The 22187-nt window shown below is 40.0% G+C and carries 26 protein-coding genes; 18 read left to right on the top strand and 8 right to left on the bottom strand.

The genetic code is table 11. The features are described from left to right. The first annotated feature begins 38 nt into the window (after window positions 1-38). From I5349_RS00855 to I5349_RS00835, 5 genes are all read left to right on the top strand, one after another. A complete protein-coding gene (locus I5349_RS00855) occupies window positions 39-659 on the top strand; it encodes a PepSY-associated TM helix domain-containing protein (RefSeq protein ID WP_226388828.1) in 621 nt (206 codons plus the stop codon). Between the two features lie 79 nt (window positions 660-738). Then, window positions 739-1407 (top strand): SGNH/GDSL hydrolase family protein, encoded by a 669-nt coding sequence (locus I5349_RS00850; protein ID WP_226388827.1) that lies wholly within the window; start codon window positions 739-741, stop codon window positions 1405-1407. Between the two features lie 47 nt (window positions 1408-1454). Next, window positions 1455-1901 (top strand): hypothetical protein, encoded by a 447-nt coding sequence (locus I5349_RS00845; RefSeq protein WP_226388826.1) that lies wholly within the window; start codon window positions 1455-1457, stop codon window positions 1899-1901. A 1-nt stretch (window position 1902) separates the two neighbouring features. Continuing rightward, window positions 1903-2292, top strand: a complete 390-nt coding sequence (locus I5349_RS00840; RefSeq protein WP_226388825.1) for a hypothetical protein — start codon at window positions 1903-1905, stop codon at window positions 2290-2292. A gap of 41 nt (window positions 2293-2333) precedes the next feature. Beyond that, a complete protein-coding gene (locus I5349_RS00835; RefSeq protein WP_226388824.1) occupies window positions 2334-3218 on the top strand; it encodes an HAEPLYID family protein in 885 nt (294 codons plus the stop codon). Window positions 3219-3253: 35 nt separating this feature from the next. Here I5349_RS00835 and I5349_RS00830 read toward each other — a convergent pair whose 3' ends face one another. Genes I5349_RS00830 through I5349_RS00820 form a run of 3 tightly spaced genes read right to left on the bottom strand, consistent with a single transcriptional unit; the run spans window position 3254 to window position 4464 of the window. Next, window positions 3254-3454 (bottom strand): hypothetical protein, encoded by a 201-nt coding sequence (locus I5349_RS00830; RefSeq protein WP_226388823.1) that lies wholly within the window; start codon window positions 3452-3454, stop codon window positions 3254-3256. 25 nt (window positions 3455-3479) lie between these two features. Beyond that, a complete protein-coding gene (locus tag I5349_RS00825; protein WP_226388822.1) occupies window positions 3480-3926 on the bottom strand; it encodes a hypothetical protein in 447 nt (148 codons plus the stop codon). Window positions 3927-3963: 37 nt separating this feature from the next. Continuing rightward, a complete protein-coding gene (locus I5349_RS00820) occupies window positions 3964-4464 on the bottom strand; it encodes a DUF4920 domain-containing protein (protein ID WP_226388821.1) in 501 nt (166 codons plus the stop codon). A 189-nt stretch (window positions 4465-4653) separates the two neighbouring features. Here I5349_RS00820 and serA point away from each other — a divergent pair, with 189 nt between their 5' ends. The 7 genes from serA to xseB all read left to right on the top strand — a co-directional run bounded on the left by serA (window position 4654) and on the right by xseB (window position 11135). Continuing rightward, a complete protein-coding gene (gene serA / locus I5349_RS00815; protein WP_226388820.1) occupies window positions 4654-6546 on the top strand; it encodes a phosphoglycerate dehydrogenase in 1893 nt (630 codons plus the stop codon). Window positions 6547-7065: 519 nt separating this feature from the next. Continuing rightward, on the top strand, window positions 7066-7989 hold the full coding sequence (locus I5349_RS00810) for a universal stress protein (RefSeq protein ID WP_226388819.1): 924 nt from the start codon (window positions 7066-7068) through the stop codon (window positions 7987-7989). Between the two features lie 83 nt (window positions 7990-8072). Next, a complete protein-coding gene (locus tag I5349_RS00805) occupies window positions 8073-8609 on the top strand; it encodes an RNA polymerase sigma factor (RefSeq protein WP_226388818.1) in 537 nt (178 codons plus the stop codon). A 39-nt stretch (window positions 8610-8648) separates the two neighbouring features. Then, on the top strand, window positions 8649-9035 hold the full coding sequence (locus I5349_RS00800; protein WP_226388817.1) for a hypothetical protein: 387 nt from the start codon (window positions 8649-8651) through the stop codon (window positions 9033-9035). 18 nt (window positions 9036-9053) lie between these two features. Further along, window positions 9054-9521 carry a hypothetical protein gene (locus tag I5349_RS00795; protein ID WP_226388816.1) on the top strand — a complete coding sequence of 156 codons (468 nt, stop codon included), beginning with the start codon at window positions 9054-9056 and terminating at the stop codon, window positions 9519-9521. Window positions 9522-9645: 124 nt separating this feature from the next. Continuing rightward, window positions 9646-10941, top strand: coding sequence for an exodeoxyribonuclease VII large subunit (xseA, locus tag I5349_RS00790; protein ID WP_226388815.1), 1296 nt, complete (start codon window positions 9646-9648; stop codon window positions 10939-10941). After that, complete coding sequence (xseB, locus tag I5349_RS00785) at window positions 10938-11135, top strand: exodeoxyribonuclease VII small subunit (RefSeq protein ID WP_226388814.1); 198 nt, start codon at window positions 10938-10940, stop codon at window positions 11133-11135. The genes xseA and xseB overlap by 4 nt, the downstream gene beginning before the upstream one ends. Here the strand turns inward: xseB and I5349_RS00780 are convergent. Next, complete coding sequence (locus I5349_RS00780; protein WP_226388813.1) at window positions 11132-11770, bottom strand: TetR/AcrR family transcriptional regulator; 639 nt, start codon at window positions 11768-11770, stop codon at window positions 11132-11134. The two genes, xseB and I5349_RS00780, sit on opposite strands and share 4 nt — an antisense overlap. A 105-nt stretch (window positions 11771-11875) precedes the next feature. Between I5349_RS00780 and ligA the strand changes: the two genes are divergently transcribed. The 3 genes from ligA to dapA are packed head-to-tail and all read left to right on the top strand — an operon-like array spanning window position 11876 to window position 15352. Next, window positions 11876-13936, top strand: a complete 2061-nt coding sequence (gene ligA / locus I5349_RS00775) for an NAD-dependent DNA ligase LigA (RefSeq protein ID WP_226388812.1) — start codon at window positions 11876-11878, stop codon at window positions 13934-13936. Further along, complete coding sequence (locus I5349_RS00770) at window positions 13929-14441, top strand: DUF6913 domain-containing protein (protein WP_226388811.1); 513 nt, start codon at window positions 13929-13931, stop codon at window positions 14439-14441. Before ligA ends, I5349_RS00770 begins: the two co-directional genes overlap by 8 nt. Before the next feature lie 32 nt (window positions 14442-14473). Next, the gene (dapA, locus tag I5349_RS00765; RefSeq protein ID WP_226388810.1) at window positions 14474-15352 is read left to right on the top strand and encodes a 4-hydroxy-tetrahydrodipicolinate synthase; all 879 of its coding nucleotides are present in this window, start codon (window positions 14474-14476) and stop codon (window positions 15350-15352) included. 75 nt (window positions 15353-15427) lie between these two features. Here the strand turns inward: dapA and I5349_RS00760 are convergent, their stop codons facing one another. Continuing rightward, window positions 15428-15607, bottom strand: a complete 180-nt coding sequence (locus I5349_RS00760) for a BF3379 family histone-like protein (RefSeq protein ID WP_226388809.1) — start codon at window positions 15605-15607, stop codon at window positions 15428-15430. A 101-nt stretch (window positions 15608-15708) separates the two neighbouring features. Continuing rightward, a complete protein-coding gene (locus tag I5349_RS00755) occupies window positions 15709-16959 on the bottom strand; it encodes an aminotransferase class I/II-fold pyridoxal phosphate-dependent enzyme (protein ID WP_226388808.1) in 1251 nt (416 codons plus the stop codon). A 179-nt stretch (window positions 16960-17138) separates the two neighbouring features. Between I5349_RS00755 and accC the strand changes: the two genes are divergently transcribed. The 3 genes from accC to I5349_RS00740 are packed head-to-tail and all read left to right on the top strand — an operon-like array spanning window position 17139 to window position 20517. Next, window positions 17139-18638 carry an acetyl-CoA carboxylase biotin carboxylase subunit gene (gene accC / locus I5349_RS00750; protein WP_226388807.1) on the top strand — a complete coding sequence of 500 codons (1500 nt, stop codon included), beginning with the start codon at window positions 17139-17141 and terminating at the stop codon, window positions 18636-18638. Window positions 18639-18644: 6 nt separating this feature from the next. Beyond that, on the top strand, window positions 18645-19964 hold the full coding sequence (locus tag I5349_RS00745) for a DUF1015 domain-containing protein (protein ID WP_226388806.1): 1320 nt from the start codon (window positions 18645-18647) through the stop codon (window positions 19962-19964). Then, a complete protein-coding gene (locus I5349_RS00740; RefSeq protein WP_226388805.1) occupies window positions 19942-20517 on the top strand; it encodes a Maf family nucleotide pyrophosphatase in 576 nt (191 codons plus the stop codon). The genes I5349_RS00745 and I5349_RS00740 overlap by 23 nt, the downstream gene beginning before the upstream one ends. A gap of 64 nt (window positions 20518-20581) precedes the next feature. On the opposite strand, the gene I5349_RS00735 is transcribed toward I5349_RS00740, so the two are convergent. Together I5349_RS00735 and I5349_RS00730 are read right to left on the bottom strand one after the other, a co-directional pair. After that, on the bottom strand, window positions 20582-20791 hold the full coding sequence (locus I5349_RS00735; protein ID WP_226388804.1) for a hypothetical protein: 210 nt from the start codon (window positions 20789-20791) through the stop codon (window positions 20582-20584). A 22-nt stretch (window positions 20792-20813) separates the two neighbouring features. After that, entirely contained in the window at window positions 20814-22184 is a 1371-nt protein-coding gene (locus tag I5349_RS00730; RefSeq protein ID WP_226388803.1) for an efflux RND transporter periplasmic adaptor subunit, read from the bottom strand. Window positions 22185-22187: the final 3 nt, after the last annotated feature.

The raw sequence follows: 22187 nt of genomic DNA, 5'->3' as shown, positions 1-22187 counted from the left end.
TTAGCTAGAGTCAAAAGTATTTTAAGATATTGTCTCCAATGAGTCAATTAAAACGTCAAAACCAAGCACAGACTTTACGTATTTTTAGGAAAGTACACCGATATACGGGAGCTTTTCTGTTTATGTTTTTCTTTATTATTGCGATTACTGCAGTCCTATTAGGATGGAAAAAACACAGCGCAGAATACATCATGCCAAACACTAAAAGTGGTATCAGTGCTGACGCGAAAGATTTTATGCCTGTAGCAGCACTTCAAGAAATCGCACTGATCACTGCCAAAAAAGCATTTGACCCAAAATTGTCTCTTGAACTTGATCGTATTGATTATAGGCCAGCTGACGGAATTGCCAAGTTTATCTTTAAAGAGCATATCCAAGAAATTCAACTTGATGCTAGTACTGGAGCAGTTCTCAGTATAGGTCCTAGGAGAGCTGATTGGATAGAATCGCTTCATGATGGGTCGCTTGTTGACAATGAGCTAGGTATTCCTAATGGCTATTTCAAATTATTCTACAGTACACTGACAGGTATAGCATTATTGGTATTTACCATTACAGGTTTTTGGCTTTGGTATGGTCCCAAGAGAATGAAAAAAGAATCAGAAGCCTCCACTCAAGTGAAGCGAAAAATCAAAACTCCAAAAGCCATTATATCTTAGACCCTAGAGATATTAGCTTTTTCTATTTGTATTGATGCTATCAAACAAATGCTTATTTTCGAGTATAAATAACTCACTCATGAAAAGCATCTACCTTGTCATTTTTACCCTTTTTGCTATGTCCATAAACACAAAAGCTCAAGATTTGAAATTTTTAGCGCTTGGAGACTCTTATACGATCGGAGAATTAGTAGAAGCACAGGATCGATTTCCTGTTCAACTTCAACAAATGTTGGTCAAAAAAAATATCGCTATTAGCGCTCCAGTGATAGTGGCACGCACTGGATGGACTACTGACGAGTTGATGGAAGGAATTAGTATCAGAAAACCTGAAGGAACTTATGACTTGGTCACCTTACTCATAGGTGTCAATAATCAATACAGAGGTCGATCTCTAGAAAATTACGCAGAGGAATTTGAGCAGCTTTTACAAACAGCTATAAAGTTTGCTGCTGGAGATGCTTCTAGGGTATTCGTAGTATCTATTCCAGATTGGGGCATCACTCCTTTTGCCGAGAAAAAAGGAGTCAACTCTACCGATGTAGGGATGGCTATAGATTCTTTTAACCAAATCAAAATGGAAATTTGCGCGAAGTATGATGTAAGCTATACTGACATTACAGAACATTACAGACTTGAGGGCGACAAAAAGAATGCACTGGCCTCTGACGGACTCCACCCATCTGGAAAAATCTACAAGCATTGGGCTAAAAGTCTTTTGCCTTTGGTGGAAGCTAGGTTAAAATAAAGGTACTTTAAGCACGTTTCTGAAATATGAAGTATTTCCAATTTATCATGTCATCAGTGACATTGATACTACTGATCGTAGTAGGCTGTAGCACTCCTCCTAGTGAACAAGTCTCGCAATCATTTGAGGCAGAAGTAAAGATCCCAGAGCCAGAAATAAATGTCATGGCTAATCCATTGTCAGTAGTGGACTCTTTTGCACATGCACTGTCAGAGGGTGCCAACGAGCGACTACAAAGATACGCGCTAAGTGATGAAGTGCTATTTGGCTTGGAAGAAGACCTTACCATTATCAAATCTACGGAGATTATCGCTCAAGATACATTGACTAGAGGACTTGAAGGCCCACTTGCTATCATAGGGGCAGACAAAGGTGACATTTCGGTAAAAATAAAATTACACTATTACAGTAGTGATTCACAAACTTTTCAGGCGATTCTTCGTCTAAATGATTCAAATGAATGGAAGGTTTTTGCTTGGCTATTAGCTGAATAAAATGTCAAATGCTAAGATTTCTATATCGAGAAGACTAGTCAGTTTGTTCTTAGCGATTCATTTTTTGAATATCGCTGCTAGCTTCTACTATTATGAATCCAAATATATCACGCAAGAAGTTATAGGACACGTAGATCCTGTCGACAACTTGGTAGAATTAGCATTAGAATACTTCATGGAGATGGAGGATGACACCATTCCAGACACTGAAATCCCTCACGAAAAAAGAAAAAATACTCCCCTTAAATGGACTTTAGCTTGGCATCAGCTTGATTCTCCTCTAAAATTCCCTAGTCTTCATGCTTTCGCTAAACTCAATAGTTTTCATATAGACTTGTACGAGCTATTTCCTGAAGACATCCCCTCTCCTCCCCCTAGAAACATTGTTTGAATACACTGTTCAAAAGTTTCTAATTAATTACATAAGGGAAAATGATTAAAAAAATATTTTGCTTGGTAGTAAGCTTGCTACCATTATATGCCTATGCACAAACAGAAAGAGATAGCATCAGGCAAGAAAACATATTACTAGACAGTACCTTCATCCAAGAGATCGAATCTGTCAAAGGTGAAAAGGCCAAAGTCCTACATGCAGAGCCACTCTATATAGATCTCATCAGAGATCTTGGTGCCAGGAAGGGTGAAAAAGAATGGAACTTTGGTCTAGGGATGAAAGCTGATAGCAATTTTGATGAATATGAAGCCTTGATAGAGTATGAATGGGCTCCAATCGATAGATTAGGATTCGAGATAGAGCTCCCGCTCACACTTTATGGGAGAGGAATCGGCATCAACCCAGACCAAACACGTCCTGCTAACCGCTTAGAAAGTCTTAAATTAGCTACACAGTGGACTTTTCTAGTTTCCGAAAAAACCAATACCTCTTTGGCTCTTGGTTACATTCATGAATTTGAATTGAGTGATTTGAGAGATTTAGGAGAAAGTCGGTGGTTTCAAGGAAATGTCTACAATCCATTCTTGATAGCGGCCAAACGTTGGGGGAGAAATTATCATACGCTAATCTATACTGGGTCAAGATTGGTCAAAGAATTTGATAGTAGCTGGGAACGCGCTTATGAGATTAACACAAGTTTTCACTATATGATCTCTGGCACTAGAAATTTTATAGGTGTAGAACTCAACCAAGAGATAATCGAAAATAGGCTACTCAGTGTGATGAGGCCTCAGATGCGTATAGGACTAGCTGAAAATCTAATGATTGGGATCGTCAGTGGCATACCACTCAATCGAGAAAATAGAGGCTTAAGCTCATTTGTGAGAGTGATCTATGAGCCAGGATTTAGATCTATGCACTAAAAAATCGACTATCTGACATGTCAGGTAGCCGATTTTTATATTTCATCTATGTCATAGTCTTTACCTAAACCATATCTGATGAGATCCTCTAGTTCAAATACCTCAAGGGTGACAAGGTCTTTGACTTTGTAGTTTTCATCAGATATCCTAGCCATGACTTGTACTTCAGTGATCTCACCAAAATTTTTAATACGATAGCGTTTTCCTACTCTGATATTGTCTAAAGATAGTGGCATTTGATCAGATAGATATTTGTATTATTTACTTTTCTGACCAATCAACTGCATCAAGAGATGCTAAGTTCAACAATTTCAACTTTTCTATTCGCTTTACTGGTCCAGGACAATAAGTCACATGACAAGCTAAACAAGCATTGATTGTTAGTAAGTATTGTGCCTCTAAAGATTCTGGAGCTGTATTTTGCAACTTATCTAACTGCTCGAGAAGATTATCTGCCATCAGTGCAAAAGCCTCAGTCTTCACTGAAGGATCGGTAGACTTAGCAGTCTTAATTTCTAAATAGTCCTCTGAATAAGTTGGAAGCGCTTCCCCATTTTCTATAGCCTTTTTGATATCTCGCATATCTTTATCCATTTTACGCATGAGTACTGCTAGTCTTGCGTCATTATTGGGATAGAGATTTTTATTTGTCGTGATATCTACACGCTCAGCCTTTTGCTGACAAGCATAGCAAAGGGATGCTATCAAACATCCCTTTGCTAGTATCAGCCATATATTTTTTGATTTAAGCATTTTCCTCTATGATCACTCCTTCAGCTTCAAAGGCATATTCAACTTTAGGTGCATTGATTGCTTCTACCTCTTCTTTTGACTTCCCAGCATCCTCTGCATAGTGTCTCAATGTTGCTACATCAGTAGTAGTTTGTTTAGCTATACCTTGGATGGTGACTTTATATCCCGCAGAATTTTTAGGAACAAAAAATCCGTAGTCTTTAAAAGTAACGCGCATTTTCTCGCCATTGCCAAGATCCATCGTCAACCAGCAGCCCTTTTTACTGCATACCTCTTCGATGACACCTGTTACTTTTCCTTCAAATACCGGTTGACCAGCCAAGACCATCTTGAGATCTGCGGCTGAGATCGCTTCTTCAGTAGTGATAGGATCACCATAGCTACCTGCTACGGGTGCTTCTGTAGATGCTACGGTATTTTCCGTTTCCTGAGGACTAGAGCAGGCTAAGGTACAGCACAACGCTAGACTAAAAATGGCAATTTGCTTTTTCATGGATATTTTGTTTTGAGTCAATGTTCATTTTTACAACAAATATAGAGGCTAAAAAACAAAGTGCATAGATGATTCTGAAAAAGGCTTAAAAAAAGAAAAATCTATATTGGCTTCATGTAAAAGTATTGGTAGTTTTATTACTCCAAATTCAAAACCTATTTCAAACCTTTTGCAAATCTTCAAAAAAGCATGACTCTTGCTAAAAACTTCATAATTGACTTTGATAGTACTTTTACCCAAGTAGAAGCGCTAGACATACTGGCCGCCATCAGCTTAAAAGACGACCCAAAGAAAAATGAAAAGATAGAAGCGATCAAAAATATCACCGATCAAGGGATGGATGGCAGCCTGACTTTTAGAGAATCGCTCGAGCAACGTATCCATTTGCTTCAAGCCAAAAAAGTACATCTCCACGAACTCACAGAAGTACTCAAAACTAAAATATCTAAATCATTTATCAGGAATAAAGATTTTTTCAAAGAGCATGCCTCAAAAATATTTATCGTGTCAAATGGCTTCAAAGACTTTATCACGCCAATCGTGACCGAACTGGGTATCAAAGAAGCCAATATTTTTGCCAATGAATTCACCTATGACGATCATGAAAATATCATTGGCTTCGATAGAGAGAACCTACTTTCTCAAAATAATGGCAAAGCTGAAGTGATCAAGTCCCTCAAACTAGAAGGTGACATCTATGTAATAGGCGATGGCTACACAGATTATGAAATCAAAGCAGCTGGTTTGGCTAATAAGTTTTATGCCTTCACGGAGAATATAGAAAGGACTAAGGTGACTGAAAAAGCAGATCATATAGCGCCTAGTTTAGATGAGATCCTTTACTTAAACAAGCTCAATAAGAACTTCTCTTATCCCAAAAGCAGAATCAATGTACTCCTGCTAGAAGGTATCCATCCTACTGCTGCTGATCAACTCAGAGCAGAAGGCTTCAATGTAGAGACGATCAAAGGTGCACTGGATGAAGTAGAACTTGCTGAAAAAATCAAAAATGTCTCAATTCTAGGAATCAGGTCTAAAACTCAAGTCACTGAAAAAGTCCTTCAAAATGCCACTAGACTGATGGCCGTAGGAGCCTTTTGCATAGGAACTAATCAAATCGACTTACTCGCTTGTCAGCGTAGAGGTATCGCTGTGTTCAATGCGCCATATAGCAATACACGCTCTGTAGTAGAGTTAGCGATCGGACAGATTATCTTTTTGATGCGAAATTTGATTGATAAAAATACTCAGATGCACCAAGGCAAGTGGGATAAATCTGCCAATAATAGCTTTGAGATCAGAGGTAAAAAGCTAGGCATCATAGGCTATGGCAATATCGGAGCACAACTGTCTGTACTAGCTGAAAATATGGGAATGAATGTCTACTACTATGACATCGTAGAACGTCTTGCACTTGGCAATGCTACCAAATGTCAAAGTCTAGAGGAACTACTTAAACTCGCTGATGTCATCTCTCTGCATGTAGATGGACGGGCTACAAACGAAAACTTCATAGACGAAAAAGCCATCAAACAGATGAAGCCAGGAGCCATACTGCTCAATTTGAGTAGAGGGCATGTGGTAGATGTTGAGGCCTTGAAGACTGCTATCCTGAATGGACACATTGGTGGTGCTTCTGTAGATGTCTTCCCTTATGAGCCAAAAACTAATGAAGAAGCATTTGACTCTCCGCTCAAAGGACTCCCAAACACGATTTTGACACCACATATTGGAGGTTCTACGCTAGAGGCGCAGGTCAATATTGCACAGTTTGTCCCTAGTAAGCTCAGCGAATATATCAATACAGGCAGTACTTATAATGCCGTCAACTTCCCAAACTTACAACTGCCATTTTTGCAAAATGCGCATAGACTCATCCATATTCACTACAATGAGCCAGGCATATTGGCCAAAATCAATAATACGCTAGCGGCTTTTGCTATCAATATAGTAGGCCAATACCTAAAGACCAACGAGCTGATAGGCTATGTGATCACGGATATCGACAAGGCATATCCTCCAGAAGTAGTGGATGAGTTGAAGCAAATAGAAGGTACTATCCGCTTTAGGATTTTATATTAAAAAAAGTAAACTCAGGCCTCGGGGCGTTACTAACCTCCTATAAGACAAGATTTGAGCTGCCTGAGATCTCGCAACCTTCCACTGTTATCCTGCTCCAAGAGCGAGGTCTGCCAAAGACAGATGAGGCCTGGTTTTGAAAAGGGCTTCACTCGGAAATTTATATAATTGTGAAGTTAGAACGATGTCTAAGACCTGAGTCTCTACAAAGGTAAGCATCAACCTTTGTATGGCATAATGAGCACGTGTTTTTTTCTAAAGGAATGAAAAATCCAAAAATGAAACAGTACTGAAAAAGCAATCACTTAACCTCTCATATAATAGCAACCCCTAGGCCTAGTATCCGTAATAAAAATATTTATATTAGACCCTGAATTGAAGCTAGCGCAGCCTTGAGTTAAACTCTTTGAAATATAATTTTGATTTGGTATGTTTTTATCAATAAATTACAAATAATATTTTATTTGCACGCTGCTTTGATATGAAAACACCCTATCTTTGCGACAAATTTAACAAGCGTCCATGTACCAACTGAAGAAAATCATAGTAGGCTTAGACCTTACTGAACTAGATGACACACTAGTCAAGTACGCCTCTTTCATCGCCAAAACTTCTTCTACAAAAAAAGTATATTTTGTAAACGTCATTCGTAACCTCAATATCCCAAAAGATGTGTTAAAAGACTTTCCTGATATGATCGAAAAAATGATCGAGGAAAGACAGCAAAAAATGAAGACGATCGTTGAGAAGAATTTTGATCTTTCTCTTGGAGTAGAGTTGAGCTTCACGGTAAAAGAAGGACAACTTGCCAAAAAATTATTAAAGCTAAGTGAAGAGAAATCAGCTGATCTAATCATAGTTGGCAGAAAATCCACACTAGTAGGATCTGGGGTAGTATCTAATAGACTAGCACGAAGAGCTAGCTGTTCACTCTTGATTGTCCCTGAGGGAGCTTCCCCTAAAGTCGAGAAACTACTCGTTCCTTCTGACTTTTCTGAATACTCTCAGATAGCTATAGAGGAGGCGATCACTATCGTAGAAAAAAACGGAGGCACTGCAGAGATCATCTGCCAAAACGTCTATAGCGTGCCATCAGGCTATCACTTTACTGGGAAGAGTTTTGAGGAATTTGCTAGCATCATGCAGACCCATGCTGAGATCAATTATAAGAAGTTTATCAAAAAAATAGATCTTAAGCAAGTAGAGATCAAACCCATCTACTCTAGAGACGATGATGACGATCCCGTAGAAGATATTTACCAAAAAGCGAAAGAACTGGAAGTAGACGGTATTATCATAGGAGCCAAAGGCAGGACGGCTGCTACAGCACTCTTTATCGGCAGTATGGCAGAAAGACTCATTCAGGTCAATAATACTATCCCGCTACTCGTAGTCAGGCCTAAAGGCAAAAATGCTGGCATACTAGAGTATATTCTAGAGATTTAATCACACTTAAGGCTACAAATTCAAATTGTAGCCTTTCTTTTTTAAACTTTATTGGCGAATCTTGATCAAAGAGAAAAAGAATATTGGAAGATAAAGATCTGATACGTGATTTCTTAGTGCCTGCTACTAGAGACAAAGCCTTTAGGGAGCTGGTAAAGAAGTATAGCCAAAAAGTCTACTGGATGATCCGAAAAATGGTGATCAACCATGAGGATGCTGATGATCTAACCCAAGACACTTTTGTGAAGGTCTACAAAAATCTGGACAAGTTTCAGCAAGATGCGAGTCTCTATACGTGGATTTACCGAATCGCTACCAACGAGACCCTCCACCACCTCAACAAGGCTAAGCGCATGTACCTTGAGCCACTAGAAGATACCCATCACGAACTATCACACAGTCTCAATCAACAAGATCTAGATGGAGACGAGGTGTCCATCAAACTTCAGCATGCACTCTTAAAACTTCCAGAAAAACAGAGACTTGTCTTTAATATGAAGTATTTTGACAACTTAAAATATGAAGAGATATCAGAGATCACAGGCACTTCTGTGGGAGCATTGAAGACAAGCTATCACCTAGCCGTAAAAAAAATTGAAGATATATTAACACAAGACTAAACCTTTGATCCATACTTACATCTAAGAACAAAATATACTATGCTAGATCAGATCGGAAACAAAAATATATTCAAAGTACCAGAGGGATACTTTGAGCAGCTTGAAGACAAAATCATGGCTAAAACTCAGCCTGTACAAGCTAAGCAGAGAATACTATGGCCTGATATGATCAAGTATGCTGCTGCGATACTGCTGATAGCTGTGGCCGTTCAGATCTTTTTCTTAAAAGGTCCTGTAGAAACCGTGAAACCTCAAGTTGCCTATACAGAAGAAGAACTCATCATGCTAGTTGAAGCTGGTCTGCTTTCCGAAGAGGAGCTTATCTATCAACTAGACGGATCGACAGATATATTTAACAGTATCCTAGCAGAAGAGCAGGCAGACTGGCTGTGGACTGATGAGGATGACAATGAAAACATCTATTAAAATAGCTAATCAATCAAAATGAAAAATATAATAGTCGCTTTGAGTTTGCTCATGCTGATGTTCTCCTCAGCATATGCTCAAGACCAGAGAAAACGCATGACTCCAGAGGAAGTCAAAGAAGCACATCAAAAGATGGAAGCTGCTCGAGTAGCTTACCTCACCAATAGATTGAGTCTGTCTGTCTCTCAAGCAGAGAAGTTTTGGCCGATGTATAACAAGTACAATGAAGAAAAGTATCGTATCATCAAGACCATGTATGATGGTAATAGAAAGAGATTAGATGATATGACAGATGCAGAAGCTGCTCAGCGAGTCAAGCTTAGACTAGATGTACAGCAGCAACTTTTAGATTTGGAAAAAAGCTACATGACTAAATTTCAAACTGTGCTCTCTGCGAAACAAACCTATCGACTGATGACTGCAAGTAGAGACTTTACCGGCACTGTCATGAGGAGAGGGATGAACAGAGATGAGGATAAAAAATAAAATGTATTTGGTTTATGATCAAGCACGCTAGAAAACCTGGCGTGCTTTTTTTATATCTGACAAAAACTGTCGGAAACAGCCCTAGAAAACACCGCTTGAATTCATTAATGCTTAACTTAGCTGTATGAATCCTATCAGTCTATTTGAGCTTAACAACCTGATTAAAGCTACACTTGATACTTTTTTAGAACCAAGCTACTGGGTGATAGCCGAGATCGGTGAACTTAGGGTAAATCCCAAGGGACATTGCTATACAGAGCTCATCGAAAAAGAAGGAGATGTGATCCATGCTAAGATTAGAGGCAATATATGGTCATACAGCTATGGTGTCATCCGACAGAAATTTGAGCAGGTCACAGGCACATCTTTACGTGCAGGACTGAAGGTATTGTGTCAAGTGAGCGTACAATATCATGAGTTGTATGGCATGAGCTTGCACATCAAGGATATAGATCCCAATTTCACTTTGGGAGAGCGTGCTATGCGCAAGCAAGCCATCTTAGAACAACTCACTCAGGCAAATCTTATAGACCTTAACAAGCAATTACCGTTGCCTTTGGTACCACAAAGAATTGCTATTATCAGTTCCGCTACTGCCGCAGGATTTGGAGACTTTTTAGATCAACTGACTAACAATAGAAATCACTACTTCTTTCAAACGACTCTCTATCAAGCAGCAATGCAGGGAGATGAAGCCCCTCAAAGCATCATGAATGCTTTAGAAAAGATCAAACAAAGAGCAGATCAATTTGACCTAGTAGTGATCATCAGAGGAGGAGGTGCACAGGTTGATTTAGACTGTTTTGATCACTTTGAGCTTGCTAGTAAGGTAGCGCAAACTCCCCTACCTGTCATCACGGGAATCGGACATGAAAGAGATGAAACCATCGTAGATCTAGTCGCTCATACCAAAATGAAAACTCCTACAGCAGTAGCAGAATTCATACTCGAAGGAATGAGACGCTTCGAAGAGCAACTAGATGATGCTGCTGAAATGCTTGAGCGATGGGCTGGGCAACTGATCCAAACGGCCACTCAGGATTTAAGAGAGCTCCGCTATCAGCTTCAAACACACACGAAAGAGGTCATTTATCAGCAGAAAGAACTAATCTCGAGAGTACAAGTCAACTTGGAGAAAATTCAGGATAAGCGAATCTCAAATGAAAACACACTAGTCGACAGACAGCTGGAACAGCTTAAAAAAGTGAGCCAAAGAGCTCTTAAAACTGCATCTGAACAATGTGTACAGCTCGAGCGACAAATCGAGCTAATCAATCCTGAAAACGTTCTTAAAAGAGGCTATAGTATCACCCGTCACGAGGGAAAAGTCATCAAAAAAGACAGCAAACTAAAAATAGGTGATCAACTCACTACCATCATCTATCAAAAAACAATCGAAAGTAAAGTAGAGAAACCATGAGCAAAAAGAAAGAGCTAAGCTATCAAGAGTCATTGGATAAAGTAACAGATATCATCCGTATCATCGAAGAGGAGCAGCCTGATATAGATCAGCTGGGCGATATGGTATCAGAAGCAGTCGCATTGATCAAAAATTGTAAGAGCAAGTTGAAGCAAACAGAGGATAAAATTGCTCAGGCCTTATCTGAGGATTAACCTTCAGATTCAAAAACCTTGCGTGCCTCAGGAGTCAAGATCCCCTCTAACAGTACCATCACGGATTGCTCAAAAATCCCAGCTTGCGAGTCTGGAATCTTGTCTTTGAAATCTGAAGGAAACTGATCTAAAAAGTCAGGATCGAGGAGATTCTGAATGATGCTGGCATAAAGCAATACAGCCATTTCTTTATTGACTTTAGGAGAAATATAACCACTTCTAACTCCCTCATCGATCAATCTCTGAAATCGGACAAAAGCTGCTTCTCGCTTATATGCATTGAGATCTTCCCATAAATTAGGAGCAAGCTCTTTGAGATCTTGGATCACTCGCTGTTTGATATTAGCCAAGCCAAAACCAACCACCGAAAGCATGTTTCTAAGTTTGATCGGAAATTCATCTTCTGCACTTAGGATCTGTTCCACACTTTTGGTCAAGTTTGACTTGATCTGCGCCACCCCTAATGAGAGTAGTTCATATTTCCCTTGATAGTATTTATACAGTGTTTTCTTACTAATCTTTAGATGCTTGGCTATATCATCCATGGTCGTCTCCTTATAGCCATTGACTACGAATAGACCCAAAGCAGCCTCCAATATTTTCGATCTCATTAGATTATTTTCCTGCTCTTCCATGTGATTTTGATTAGTATTTCAAATCTAGTCAACCTTGATTTAAACTTCACATCGATTATTAGATTTTGATTAATAAGTTTAGATTTGGAATAAAATACAGGTAGCATGAACAAAGCAGAAGCAGCTCAAAAAATAGCTGATTTGACTCAAAAAATAGATTATTACAACCATCAGTATTATCAAAAGCATACCTCAGAGATTTCAGATAAGGCTTTTGATGAGCTTTTGGAAGAACTCATTAAATTAGAAGAAGCTTTCCCCGAACTCAAGTCTCCTGATAGTCCAAGTCAGCGAGTGGGGGGTACGATCACCAAAGAATTTGAGACAGTAGTTCACGAGTACCCTATGTTGTCTTTGGGTAATACTTATGCAGATGATGAGCTCCAAGAGTTTGATCAAAGAGTCGCCAAAGGACTAGGTACTACTGACTTTGAGTATTTCTGTGAAATGAAATTTGATGGAGTAGCGATCAGCATAACCTATGAAAATGGCATATTGACCAGAGCTGTGACTCGAGGAGATGGTGTGCGTGGAGATGACGTCACTGCTAATATCAAAACTATTAGAACACTTCCACTAAGAATCAAAGCCACTGATATCCCCGCTAAGTTTGAAGTTCGGGGAGAGATATTCATGCCTAGAGAGGCTTTTAATGCCATCAACCAAGATCGTGAGCAACAAGGTCTAGCGCTCATGGCAAACCCACGAAATGCAGCTTCTGGCTCTGTAAAAATGCAAGATGCCACAGAAGTAGCTAAAAGAAGGCTCGACTGCTACCTCTATAGCCTATTGGGAGAAGACTTAGGGATAGAAACACATGAAGAAGCTATCAAAGCAATTGAAAGATGGGGATTTAACGTATCTCCTACTTATCAAAAATGCCAAAATATAGAAGCTGTGCTAGCTTATATAGAGCAATGGCGTGAGAAAAGACACGAACTTCCACTAGATACGGATGGAGTTGTGATCAAAGTAAATGCTTACCGCCAGCAACGGCAACTGGGCTTTACCGCTAAAAGTCCAAGATGGGCTATCGCCTATAAGTATCAAGCAGAAAGTGTTGCTACTACACTCAATAGCATCGCTTATCAGGTAGGCCGTACTGGAGCGATCACCCCTGTCGCTAATCTCAAACCTGTGCAGCTAGCAGGTACCACAGTCAAGCGTGCTTCTCTACACAATGCCAATGAAATCGAACGTTTAGATTTGAGGATAGGCGATACTGTATTTGTTGAAAAAGGTGGAGAGATCATCCCAAAGGTCACTGGAGTAGATTTGAGTAAGCGTGCACTCTTCAGTGAGCCTGTTATCTATATCTCTCACTGTCCAGAATGTGGCACAGAGCTGATTCGTCAAGAAGGTGAAGCGAATCATTACTGTCCTAATGAACTAAGCTGTCCACCACAACAAAGTGGGCGTATAGAGCATTTTGCACATCGCAAAGCCATGGATATAGATGGTGTAGGTACCGAAACAGTAAAGGGTCTTCTAAGCAATGGGCTGATCCAAGATGTAGCAGATCTCTATGATTTGACATTCGAGCAAATAGATGGCTTATCATTTAGCTACTATGACGAGGAAAAAGACAAAACTGTCAAAAGAAGTATCAAAGCAAAAAGTGCAGAAAATATCATCCAAGGGATAGAGAAATCCAAAGAACAGCCTTTTGCTAATCTACTATTTGGACTAGGTATACGCTATGTCGGTAAGACAGTGGCTGAAAAACTCGCCAAGCATTTCAAGAACATAGATGCCATCATGGAAGCTAACTTTGAAGCATTGGTAGAAGCTCCAGAAATCGGGGATAAAATCGCGCAAAGTATCCTTGAGTTTTTCGCAGAACCAAAAAATCAAAGACTCATCGAAAGACTCAAATCAGCTGGTCTTCAGCTGTCTGTTATTGAGGAAAGTCTAGAAAGCGATGTTTTAGCTGGGAAGTCTTTTGTTATATCGGGGGTTTTTTCCAATTTTGGAAGGGAAGAACTCAAGAAAATCATCGAAGCAAATGGCGGTCAAGTTCTGACAGCCGTATCAGCTAAGCTTGATTTCTTATTGGCAGGGGAAAATATGGGGCCAGCTAAACTGGAAAAGGCTAATAAACTAGGCGTGAAGATCATCTCAGAAGATGATTTTAGTCAAATACTCAAAGGAAATAAAGTTGATTAAGCTCAATCAAATCAAGCGTAAAACCAAAAGTGCGCTTCGGAAAAATAACAACCCAAGGAGTGGAAGAAAATTCGATCAGATCAAAAAGATCGGAATACTCTATGATGTCACGGCTGCCCAGATCAGTGAGGACATCGATAGACTCACACGAATTTTAGCTCCTATGGGTGTCGTCATCAAAGAAATGGGATACTTAGACAAGCCTCAAAAGCAAAATCAAAGTATGCACACCTTCAGTAAAGAAGATTTTAGCCTTTTTGGCAAAGTAAAAAGTAGTCATGTAGAAGACTTTATCGAAGAGCCTTTTGACTACCTTATCCACCCATTTAGTTCAAATAATCCACTGATTGACTACATCTTAGCACATAGTAAAGCCTACTGTAGAGTAGGTTTACATGATCCTGCTCGTGAACAATTTTATGACTTGATGGTCTTCAGTAAAGGTTCAGAACCACTAAGCAAGGTCTTGGATCAAATTTTAGAAAGTGTAAAAATTTTCCAATAGGTTTACCTTTTGGAACTCGACACCTTATCAATATGAAAACATTACATGGTACAGGAGTAGCTTTAGTCACTCCTTTCAAATCAGATGAAAGCATTGATTTTGATGCATTAAGAAAGTTAATCCATCACGTCAGTGATACTGGAGGCGTAGACTACCTTGTCGTACAAGGCACCACGGGTGAGTCTGCTACTTTGACTAAGGTTGAAAAGAGAGAGGTTTTGAGTTTTGTACTTTCTGAAAATAAAGGAAAACTACCAATCGTGTATGGATTAGGCGGTAACAATACTAAAGCAGTGCTGGCGGAAATCGCTGAGACGGACTTCAAAGGTGTCACAGCAATACTTTCAGTCAGCCCATACTATAATAAACCCTCTCAAGCTGCTATCATCAACCACTATCAGCTCATAGCCGATCAGTGTCCAGTGCCTGTCATCCTCTACAATGTGCCAGGACGTACTTCCTCTAATATGACTGCTGGTACAACGCTAGCCTTGGCCAAACACCCTAACATCATAGGTATGAAAGAAGCTTCGGGTAATCTGGAACAGTGCATGGCTATAGCGAGACAAAAGCCATCAGATTTCCTTTTGATCTCAGGAGATGATATGCTAACTACCAGCATGGCTGCGATAGGTGCCACAGGGGTGATCTCGGTATTGGCTAATGCTTATCCTAAGACATTCCATTTGATCATACACAGTGCACTAAAAGGAGACTTTAAAACAAGTAGTGAAGCCACCTTCCAGCTCTTGGATATCAATCCACTCATGTACGCAGAGAGTAATCCAGTAGGTGTCAAAGCGCTACTACAGCAAATGGGTATTATGGAAAATTTCGTTAGACTTCCGCTACTTCCAGCCTCCGCTGAACTACAGGATGCTATCGCTAAAACAGCCCCTAAGCTACCTTAAAGAAAGATTTGAGATAGGTATAAAATAAAAAAGGTGATCGAGTGATCACCTTTTTTTATACTTTCAGATTTTGGATTAAGCTTTGTTCTTAATGTCCTGAACCTGAATTCTAATATCCTGAGCAAGGTTTTTCATATCTTGCATTCCTTTTCTCACTCTAGTTCCGGCAGCTTGATTGCCTTTCTCGTAGAATTTTGAGAAATCATCTTCTAAGGACATTACCAAATCCTTAAGTTCGCTAAATCTGTTTTTCATAACAAAAGTCATTTAAAGGTTGATGTATAATTAACTAATTTTAATCTAATATAGGTAAAATGTTTAAAGAACAACAGTTCGAGCAACTTTTTAGAAAAAAATTATTCTTTGAAAGCTGCCGCTAACTCTTCATTTCTATAATGTCCACTAGCCAATTTATCTTTGATCGCTTCGAAAGCTGCGATAGTTTCCTTCACATCTTCTAATGTATGAGAAGCTGTTGGAATCAATCTCAAAATGATGGTTCCTTTCGGTACAACTGGGTAGATAACTACAGAGCAGAAGATGTTGAAATTCTCTCTCAAGTCTCTACTCAAAGCTGCTGCCTCACCTACTGTACCATTGAGCACGACAGGTGTCACAGGAGTATTTGTAGTACCGATATTGAAGCCTTTTTCTCTCAATCCACCTTGGAGCGCATTGACAATCTTCCAAAGGTTTTCTCTCAATTCTGGCTTTGTTTTCAACAACTCTAAACGCTTCAAAGCTCCAACCGTGATCGGCATAGGAAGTGATTTAGCGAAGATTTGAGATCTCATATTGTATTTCAAATAGTTGATCACATTCTTATCACCTGCTACAAAAGCACCGATACTTGCCATAGACTTAGCAAATGTAGAGAAGTACACATCGATGTCATCTTGTACACCTTGAGCTTCACCAGCACCTGCACCCGTTGGCCCCATCGTACCAAAACCATGTGCATCGTCTACAAAAAGTCTGAATTGGAATTTTTTCTTGAGCGCTACGATATCTACAAGCTTACCCATGTTGCCAGACATTCCAAATACACCTTCTGTGATCACTAGGATACCTCCACCAGTCTCATTGACGATCTTAGTAGCACGCTCTAGTTGTTTCTCTAGGTTGGCGATATCATTGTGTGGGAAAACAAAACGCTTACCCATATGGAGTCTCACTCCATCGATGATACATGCATGTGACTCAGCATCGTATACGATCACATCATGACGATCTACTAGCGCATCGATGATCGATACTACACCTTGATAGCCATAGTTTAGAAGCAGTCCTTTTTCCTTATGAACAAATTCAGCTAGTTGACTTTCTAGTAGCTCATGGTTGTTAGAGTTACCAGACATCATACGAGCACCCATCGGATGAGCCATACCATAATGTGCTGAAGCATCAGCATCTGCTTTTCTCACTTCAGGGTGATTAGCTAGACCGATATAGTTATTCAAACTCCAGTTTAGCACATCTTTACCTTGAAATTTCATGCGCGGGCCGATTTCACCCTCTAACTTTGGGAACATGAAATACCCCTCAGAAAGATCTGAGTGCTTTCCAAGTGGCCCCCTATTTTGCATCAGTTTTTCGAATAAATCCAATGTTGTATTAGTTTTAGTTAAACTCTTGAACCGTTGATAAAAAAATCCCTCAAATGTAACGATTTAAAGCGTATGAAGCAAAAACGAAGGGTTAATTAAAAGCACATAATATTTCGATAATTTAATTTTATTGATTAGCATTGTGCAGCTTAAAAAGCGTCCAAATTGACATTCTGAGCATGCATAAGATCAATAAAATACTAGTTGCCAATAGAGGTGAAATAGCACTCCGCGTCATGCGAAGTGCCAAAGAAATGGGTATCAAGACTGTAGCAGTTTACAGTGAAGCAGACCGAAATGCGCTGCATGTAAGGTTTGCTGACGAGGCTGTTTGTCTAGGTCCTCCTCCCTCCTCAGAAAGCTACCTACTCGCTGACAAAATCATCCAAGTATGCAAAGATCTCGGAGTAGATGCCATACACCCTGGCTACGGCTTTTTATCTGAAAATGCAGCATTTGCAAAGAAAGTAAGTGATCATGGACTGATCTTCATAGGGCCATCACCCGAAGCGATAGAAGTGATGGGAAGTAAGCTTGCGGCTAAACATGCCGTAGCAAAATATGATATCCCTATGGTACCAGGCACTCCTGATGCCATCGATGATATAGATGCTGCGAAGCAGACTGCAAGAGAAATAGGATACCCGATCCTCATCAAAGCCAGTGCTGGAGGCGGTGGCAAAGGCATGCGTATCGTAGAGGCTGAAGCTGATTTTGAAGAGCAAATGCAACGTGCTGTCAGTGAAGCGAAGTCTTCATTTGGAGATGGTGCTGTTTTTATTGAGAAATTTATCACTTCCCCTAGACATATAGAAATACAAGTACTGGGAGATCAGCATGGTAACATTGTACACCTATTTGAGCGTGAGTGCTCTATACAGCGAAGGCATCAAAAGGTCATCGAAGAAGCTCCTTCGGCCATACTCACTCCTGAGGTAAGAGAAGCTATGGGAAAAGCTGCCGTAGGAGTGGCTAAAGCTTGTAACTACCATGGCGCTGGTACGGTAGAATTTATCGTAGATAATCAACTCAACTTTTATTTCTTAGAGATGAATACTAGACTTCAAGTGGAGCATCCTGTGACAGAGATGATCACAGGTGTAGACTTGGTCAAAGAGCAAATCAATATCGCCAAAGGATTACCGCTTTCTTTTAAACAAGAAGATCTGAAAATACAAGGACATGCTATGGAAGTACGTGTCTATGCGGAAGATCCTCAGAACAATTTCCTTCCTGATATCGGAAAACTAGAAATCTACAAGCGTCCACAAGGTCCTGGCATCCGAGTAGATGATGGATTCGAGCAAGGCATGCAAATCCCTATTTACTATGATCCTATGATAGCTAAACTGATCACTTATGATACGGATCGCTCAAGAGCTATAGACCGTATGATCAGGGCTATAGACGAGTATCAGATCAAAGGGATACAGACTACACTGGGCTTCTGCCAGTATGTGATGCGTCATGAAGCTTTTACTTCTGGAAATTTTGACACCAAATTCGTAGAAAGATACTTCAAGCCTGAAGTGCTACAGCAAAAACTAAGCTCAGATGAAGAAGTGATAGGAGCCGTTTTAGCTACTATGATCATCAAGGACAGCAAAAAATCACTGGCTACTGCCGCTGCCTCTGAAGGTGCTGTCATGCAAAGCAAATGGAAGCGTAATAGAAAATAAGCATCAATGGCTGAGATTAGACCTTTTAGAGGATGGCGCTATCATCCGCAGTATGACAATCAAATAGAAAGCCTTACTTCTCCCCCTTTTGATGTCGTCTCTGCGAAGCAACGTGAGATGCTCTATCAAAACCCCATCAATAGCATCCATTTATCTGTTCCAAGAGGTGAAGAACCTAATAAGATAGCAGTAAAAACACTTGAAAAGTGGAAAAAAGATCGGGTCATCGTCCAAGATGAGCTACCTGCCATCTATGTATATTATCAATATTTTTCTATTCCTGGACACTCTAAGGAGTACTGTCGCAAAGGCTTCATGTGTAATATCAAAGCCTATGACTGGTCTGAAAACATCATTCTAAGACATGAAAATACGATCGCTGATGCAGTCAATGACCGTATCGAACTCTTGGCTAAAACAAAACTGCATGCAAGCGCCACTCACGGACTCTACACGGATACTGAGCATCAGCTAGAGCAGTATATGGATGAAGCGATAGCTGCACCTATTTATGAATTGGAGGACTTCCAAGGAGTGAGGGAAGTCATGGGTATCATTCAAGATGCAGAAGTCATCAAAAAATTCATTCAAGTCATTCGAGATAAAAAAATCATCCTAGCAGATGGTCATCATCGATATGAGGGTTCTCTGGTTTATCGCAGAGAGTGTAAAGCTAAAAATCCCCACCATACTGGAAAAGAGGCTTATAACTTTCATTTGATGTATCTAACCAATACAGAAGGGGAAGACTTGAGAATACTCCCTACTCACCGATTGTTTAAAAACTTTGAAGGACTTACAGAGGAGCAAGTCATCACTGGTCTTGAGCCTTATTTTACAATCAAGTCAAATATAGATTTTGAAGAAATCCCTGAAATGATCCTCAATAAAAAGTGGGCATTTGGGCTAGTATTTAAAGACGCAGTATATAAGATCCGCCTCAAGCCAGAAGCACATGCCTTAATCGACTGGAATTTCCCTCAAGCGATCAAAGATCTAGATCTCACAGTATTGCACTATTTTTTGATAGAAAAAGTACTAGGAATCAAACGAGAAAAACAGCGATTCACTGATAAAATCAGCTACGAACGTAGTTTTAGCAATTGTCTCCTCAAAATCAATAAAGGAGAGGCTCAGTTTGCTGCAGTGACTAGAGAGATCAATATGGATGAGGTAAAAGCAGTGTGTGGCACAGGTTATACCATGCCGCAAAAAAGCACCTATTTCTATCCTAAAGTAGTATGCGGACTAGTATACTCTTCTATAGATGAAAAGGAATTTGGAAGTAAACTCGCACTAGTTGATGCACAATTTGACCCCTTATAAAATCATCTTAGCCTCTCAATCTCCTAGGCGCAAAGAGCTGCTCAGTGGATTAGGGATTGCTTATGAGAGTCGGGTAAAACAAGTGGATGAAACTTATCCAGAAACGCTTCATGCAAATGAGGTAGCTAACTACTTAGCTCAAAAAAAGGCTAGTGCTTACCTGAAGAACTTGACGCAAAATGAGTTGGTACTGACTTCGGATACTGTGGTGATCTTAGGGGACACCTTACTTGGTAAGCCTAAAGATCTCCAAGAAGCTAAAGAAATGTTGCAGCTTCTATCTGGACAAAAGCATGCTGTGACCACAGCTGTTTGCCTCCAAAGCATAGAAAAGCAAGTAGTATTTGAAGATACCGCTTGGGTGACTTTTAAAACACTGACAGAGGACGAAATAGACTATTACCTCAGTCATCAGCCACCACTTGATAAGGCTGGTGCTTATGGGATTCAGGACTGGCTGGGTTATATCGCTATCACCAAACTAGAAGGTTCATTCTATACTGTTATGGGGCTCCCAGTGCACCTTGTTTACCAACATTTATCTGATTTTTAGATTAGCTTAAATACAAAAAAGCTGCTTGATTTGAAATCAAGCAGCTTTTTTGTATGCTTAATATTTATAGTTTCACTTCTGTTCCGCCACTTTCCTTTTGTTTCTTCAAAGTCAGGGCTACACCCAAGACAATGAATAATAGAAAAGTAGGATAAATACCCAAAAAGATAGTATTTGAGTCGATAGACAGCCCTAATGTCATGAAGATATGCAATGCAGCATTGATAATCATACCTACAGTACCGATGATAAAGAATGGATGAAAGTTTTTCATAATCTTATGTTCTTTAAAAGTATTAATTAACGGCTGGAGCACCTGCGACAGGCATTCCTTTTGGCATAGCCTTGATCAAATCACCATTTTTGATACGCTTAGAGACTACGAAGAATGGTCCTGAGATTACTTCTTGGCCTTCCGTAACTCCTTCTAAGATCTCGATATTTTCAAAGTCACTAATTCCAGTTTTTACTTTGACGATCTTAGCTTTACCACCATCATTGATGAAGATCACCTCTTGCATACTATCCTCCGATTGTCTGACAGTTTGACCTTGTGCAGGAGCTGTAGCAGTAGAGTCTGAAGCCATACCTTCTACTTCATTTTTAGTGCGCGTAGTTACCGCTGAGAGTGGTACAGAGAGGATATCAACCTTCTTATTAGTGATGATATCCACACTAGCTGTCATCCCTGGTCTAAATGGATATTTGTTCTTTTCAGTCACTAAGGAAGCATAAGAATCATTGAGAATACTCACTCTTACCTCAAATTCAGTCACAGCATCTTGGCTGGCTTTGTCTAGGGCAGAGTTAGAGACTTGCGTCACCACCCCTTTGAACTTCTGTCCTGTATAAGTGTACGAATCCACATCTATGATCGCAGTATCTCCTACACTGATTCGTACGATGTCATTTTCATTGACATTGACACGCACTTCCATTTTTTGAAGGTTTGCTATTCGAAGCATTTCAGTACCCGCCATTTGTTGCGTACCCACTACTCTTTCGCCTTTTTCTACAAGAAGTTTAGAGACGATACCACTGACTGGTGCATAAACATTAGTCAATCTGAGGTTTTCCTGTGCTTCATCTACAGAGGCTTTTGAACTCTTCACTACGAATTCAGCAGCATTTACTTGTTGCTTAGCTGCTTCGAGGTCGTTTTTCGCAGATTGAAAATCAGCTCTCGCTTGCTCAAAGTCAGCATCAGAGATGACTTTATCTTTATAAAGCTTTTCATTTCTTTTGAAAGAGAGCTCAGTCCTTGTATAAAGTGCTTCTGCTCTTTGAAGATTAGCTTTGGATTGTGCTAATGAAGCCAATTGCTGGTTGTAATTGGCTTTGGCTCTATCTAGTGCAGAGATGAAGTTGTCAGGTCTGATTTTTACGAGTAGCTTACCAGCGGGAACAGAGTCCCCTTCTGCTACATTGAGTTCTATGATCTCACCTGCTACATCTGGGCTAAGTTTGACTTCCACTTCTGGTTGTACTGCTCCAGAAGCACTGATTTTTTCAGTGATGGTAGCTTTCTTGGCTTTAGCGAGCTCTACTTCTAGCTCCGCAGGCTGACCTATCCAGCCAGCTGACTTTCCTATGATAACAAAAATGATTAAAAAGATTGCTATTCCGACTACGATGAAAAGTAGTTTGTTTGATTTTTTACGTGCCATTGA

It is taken from the genome of Penaeicola halotolerans, assembly GCF_016464625.1.
GTDB classification, from domain to species: Bacteria; Bacteroidota; Bacteroidia; order Cytophagales; family Cyclobacteriaceae; genus Penaeicola; species Penaeicola halotolerans.
The sequence above is the reverse complement of the archived record's forward strand: the minus strand, read 5'-3'. Positions and strand labels throughout refer to the sequence as shown.

What these genes read in the sequence shown, in the direction of transcription:
- I5349_RS00855 (WP_226388828.1), top strand. Translation starts at nt 39, where the DNA reads ATGAGTCAATTAAAACGTCAAAACCAAGCACAGACTTTACGTATTTTT.
- I5349_RS00850 (WP_226388827.1), top strand. Translation starts at nt 739, where the DNA reads ATGAAAAGCATCTACCTTGTCATTTTTACCCTTTTTGCTATGTCCATA.
- I5349_RS00845 (WP_226388826.1), top strand. Translation starts at nt 1,455, where the DNA reads ATGTCATCAGTGACATTGATACTACTGATCGTAGTAGGCTGTAGCACT.
- I5349_RS00840 (WP_226388825.1), top strand. Translation starts at nt 1,903, where the DNA reads ATGTCAAATGCTAAGATTTCTATATCGAGAAGACTAGTCAGTTTGTTC.
- I5349_RS00835 (WP_226388824.1), top strand. Translation starts at nt 2,334, where the DNA reads ATGATTAAAAAAATATTTTGCTTGGTAGTAAGCTTGCTACCATTATAT.
- I5349_RS00830 (WP_226388823.1), bottom strand. Translation starts at nt 3,454, where the DNA reads ATGCCACTATCTTTAGACAATATCAGAGTAGGAAAACGCTATCGTATT.
- I5349_RS00820 (WP_226388821.1), bottom strand. Translation starts at nt 4,464, where the DNA reads ATGAAAAAGCAAATTGCCATTTTTAGTCTAGCGTTGTGCTGTACCTTA.
- serA (WP_226388820.1), top strand. Translation starts at nt 4,654, where the DNA reads ATGACTCTTGCTAAAAACTTCATAATTGACTTTGATAGTACTTTTACC.
- I5349_RS00810 (WP_226388819.1), top strand. Translation starts at nt 7,066, where the DNA reads ATGTACCAACTGAAGAAAATCATAGTAGGCTTAGACCTTACTGAACTA.
- I5349_RS00800 (WP_226388817.1), top strand. Translation starts at nt 8,649, where the DNA reads ATGCTAGATCAGATCGGAAACAAAAATATATTCAAAGTACCAGAGGGA.
- I5349_RS00795 (WP_226388816.1), top strand. Translation starts at nt 9,054, where the DNA reads ATGAAAAATATAATAGTCGCTTTGAGTTTGCTCATGCTGATGTTCTCC.
- xseA (WP_226388815.1), top strand. Translation starts at nt 9,646, where the DNA reads ATGAATCCTATCAGTCTATTTGAGCTTAACAACCTGATTAAAGCTACA.
- xseB (WP_226388814.1), top strand. Translation starts at nt 10,938, where the DNA reads ATGAGCAAAAAGAAAGAGCTAAGCTATCAAGAGTCATTGGATAAAGTA.
- I5349_RS00780 (WP_226388813.1), bottom strand. Translation starts at nt 11,770, where the DNA reads ATGGAAGAGCAGGAAAATAATCTAATGAGATCGAAAATATTGGAGGCT.
- ligA (WP_226388812.1), top strand. Translation starts at nt 11,876, where the DNA reads ATGAACAAAGCAGAAGCAGCTCAAAAAATAGCTGATTTGACTCAAAAA.
- dapA (WP_226388810.1), top strand. Translation starts at nt 14,474, where the DNA reads ATGAAAACATTACATGGTACAGGAGTAGCTTTAGTCACTCCTTTCAAA.
- I5349_RS00760 (WP_226388809.1), bottom strand. Translation starts at nt 15,607, where the DNA reads ATGAAAAACAGATTTAGCGAACTTAAGGATTTGGTAATGTCCTTAGAA.
- accC (WP_226388807.1), top strand. Translation starts at nt 17,139, where the DNA reads ATGCATAAGATCAATAAAATACTAGTTGCCAATAGAGGTGAAATAGCA.
- I5349_RS00745 (WP_226388806.1), top strand. Translation starts at nt 18,645, where the DNA reads ATGGCTGAGATTAGACCTTTTAGAGGATGGCGCTATCATCCGCAGTAT.
- I5349_RS00740 (WP_226388805.1), top strand. Translation starts at nt 19,942, where the DNA reads ATGCACAATTTGACCCCTTATAAAATCATCTTAGCCTCTCAATCTCCT.
- I5349_RS00735 (WP_226388804.1), bottom strand. Translation starts at nt 20,791, where the DNA reads ATGAAAAACTTTCATCCATTCTTTATCATCGGTACTGTAGGTATGATT.
- I5349_RS00730 (WP_226388803.1), bottom strand. Translation starts at nt 22,184, where the DNA reads ATGGCACGTAAAAAATCAAACAAACTACTTTTCATCGTAGTCGGAATA.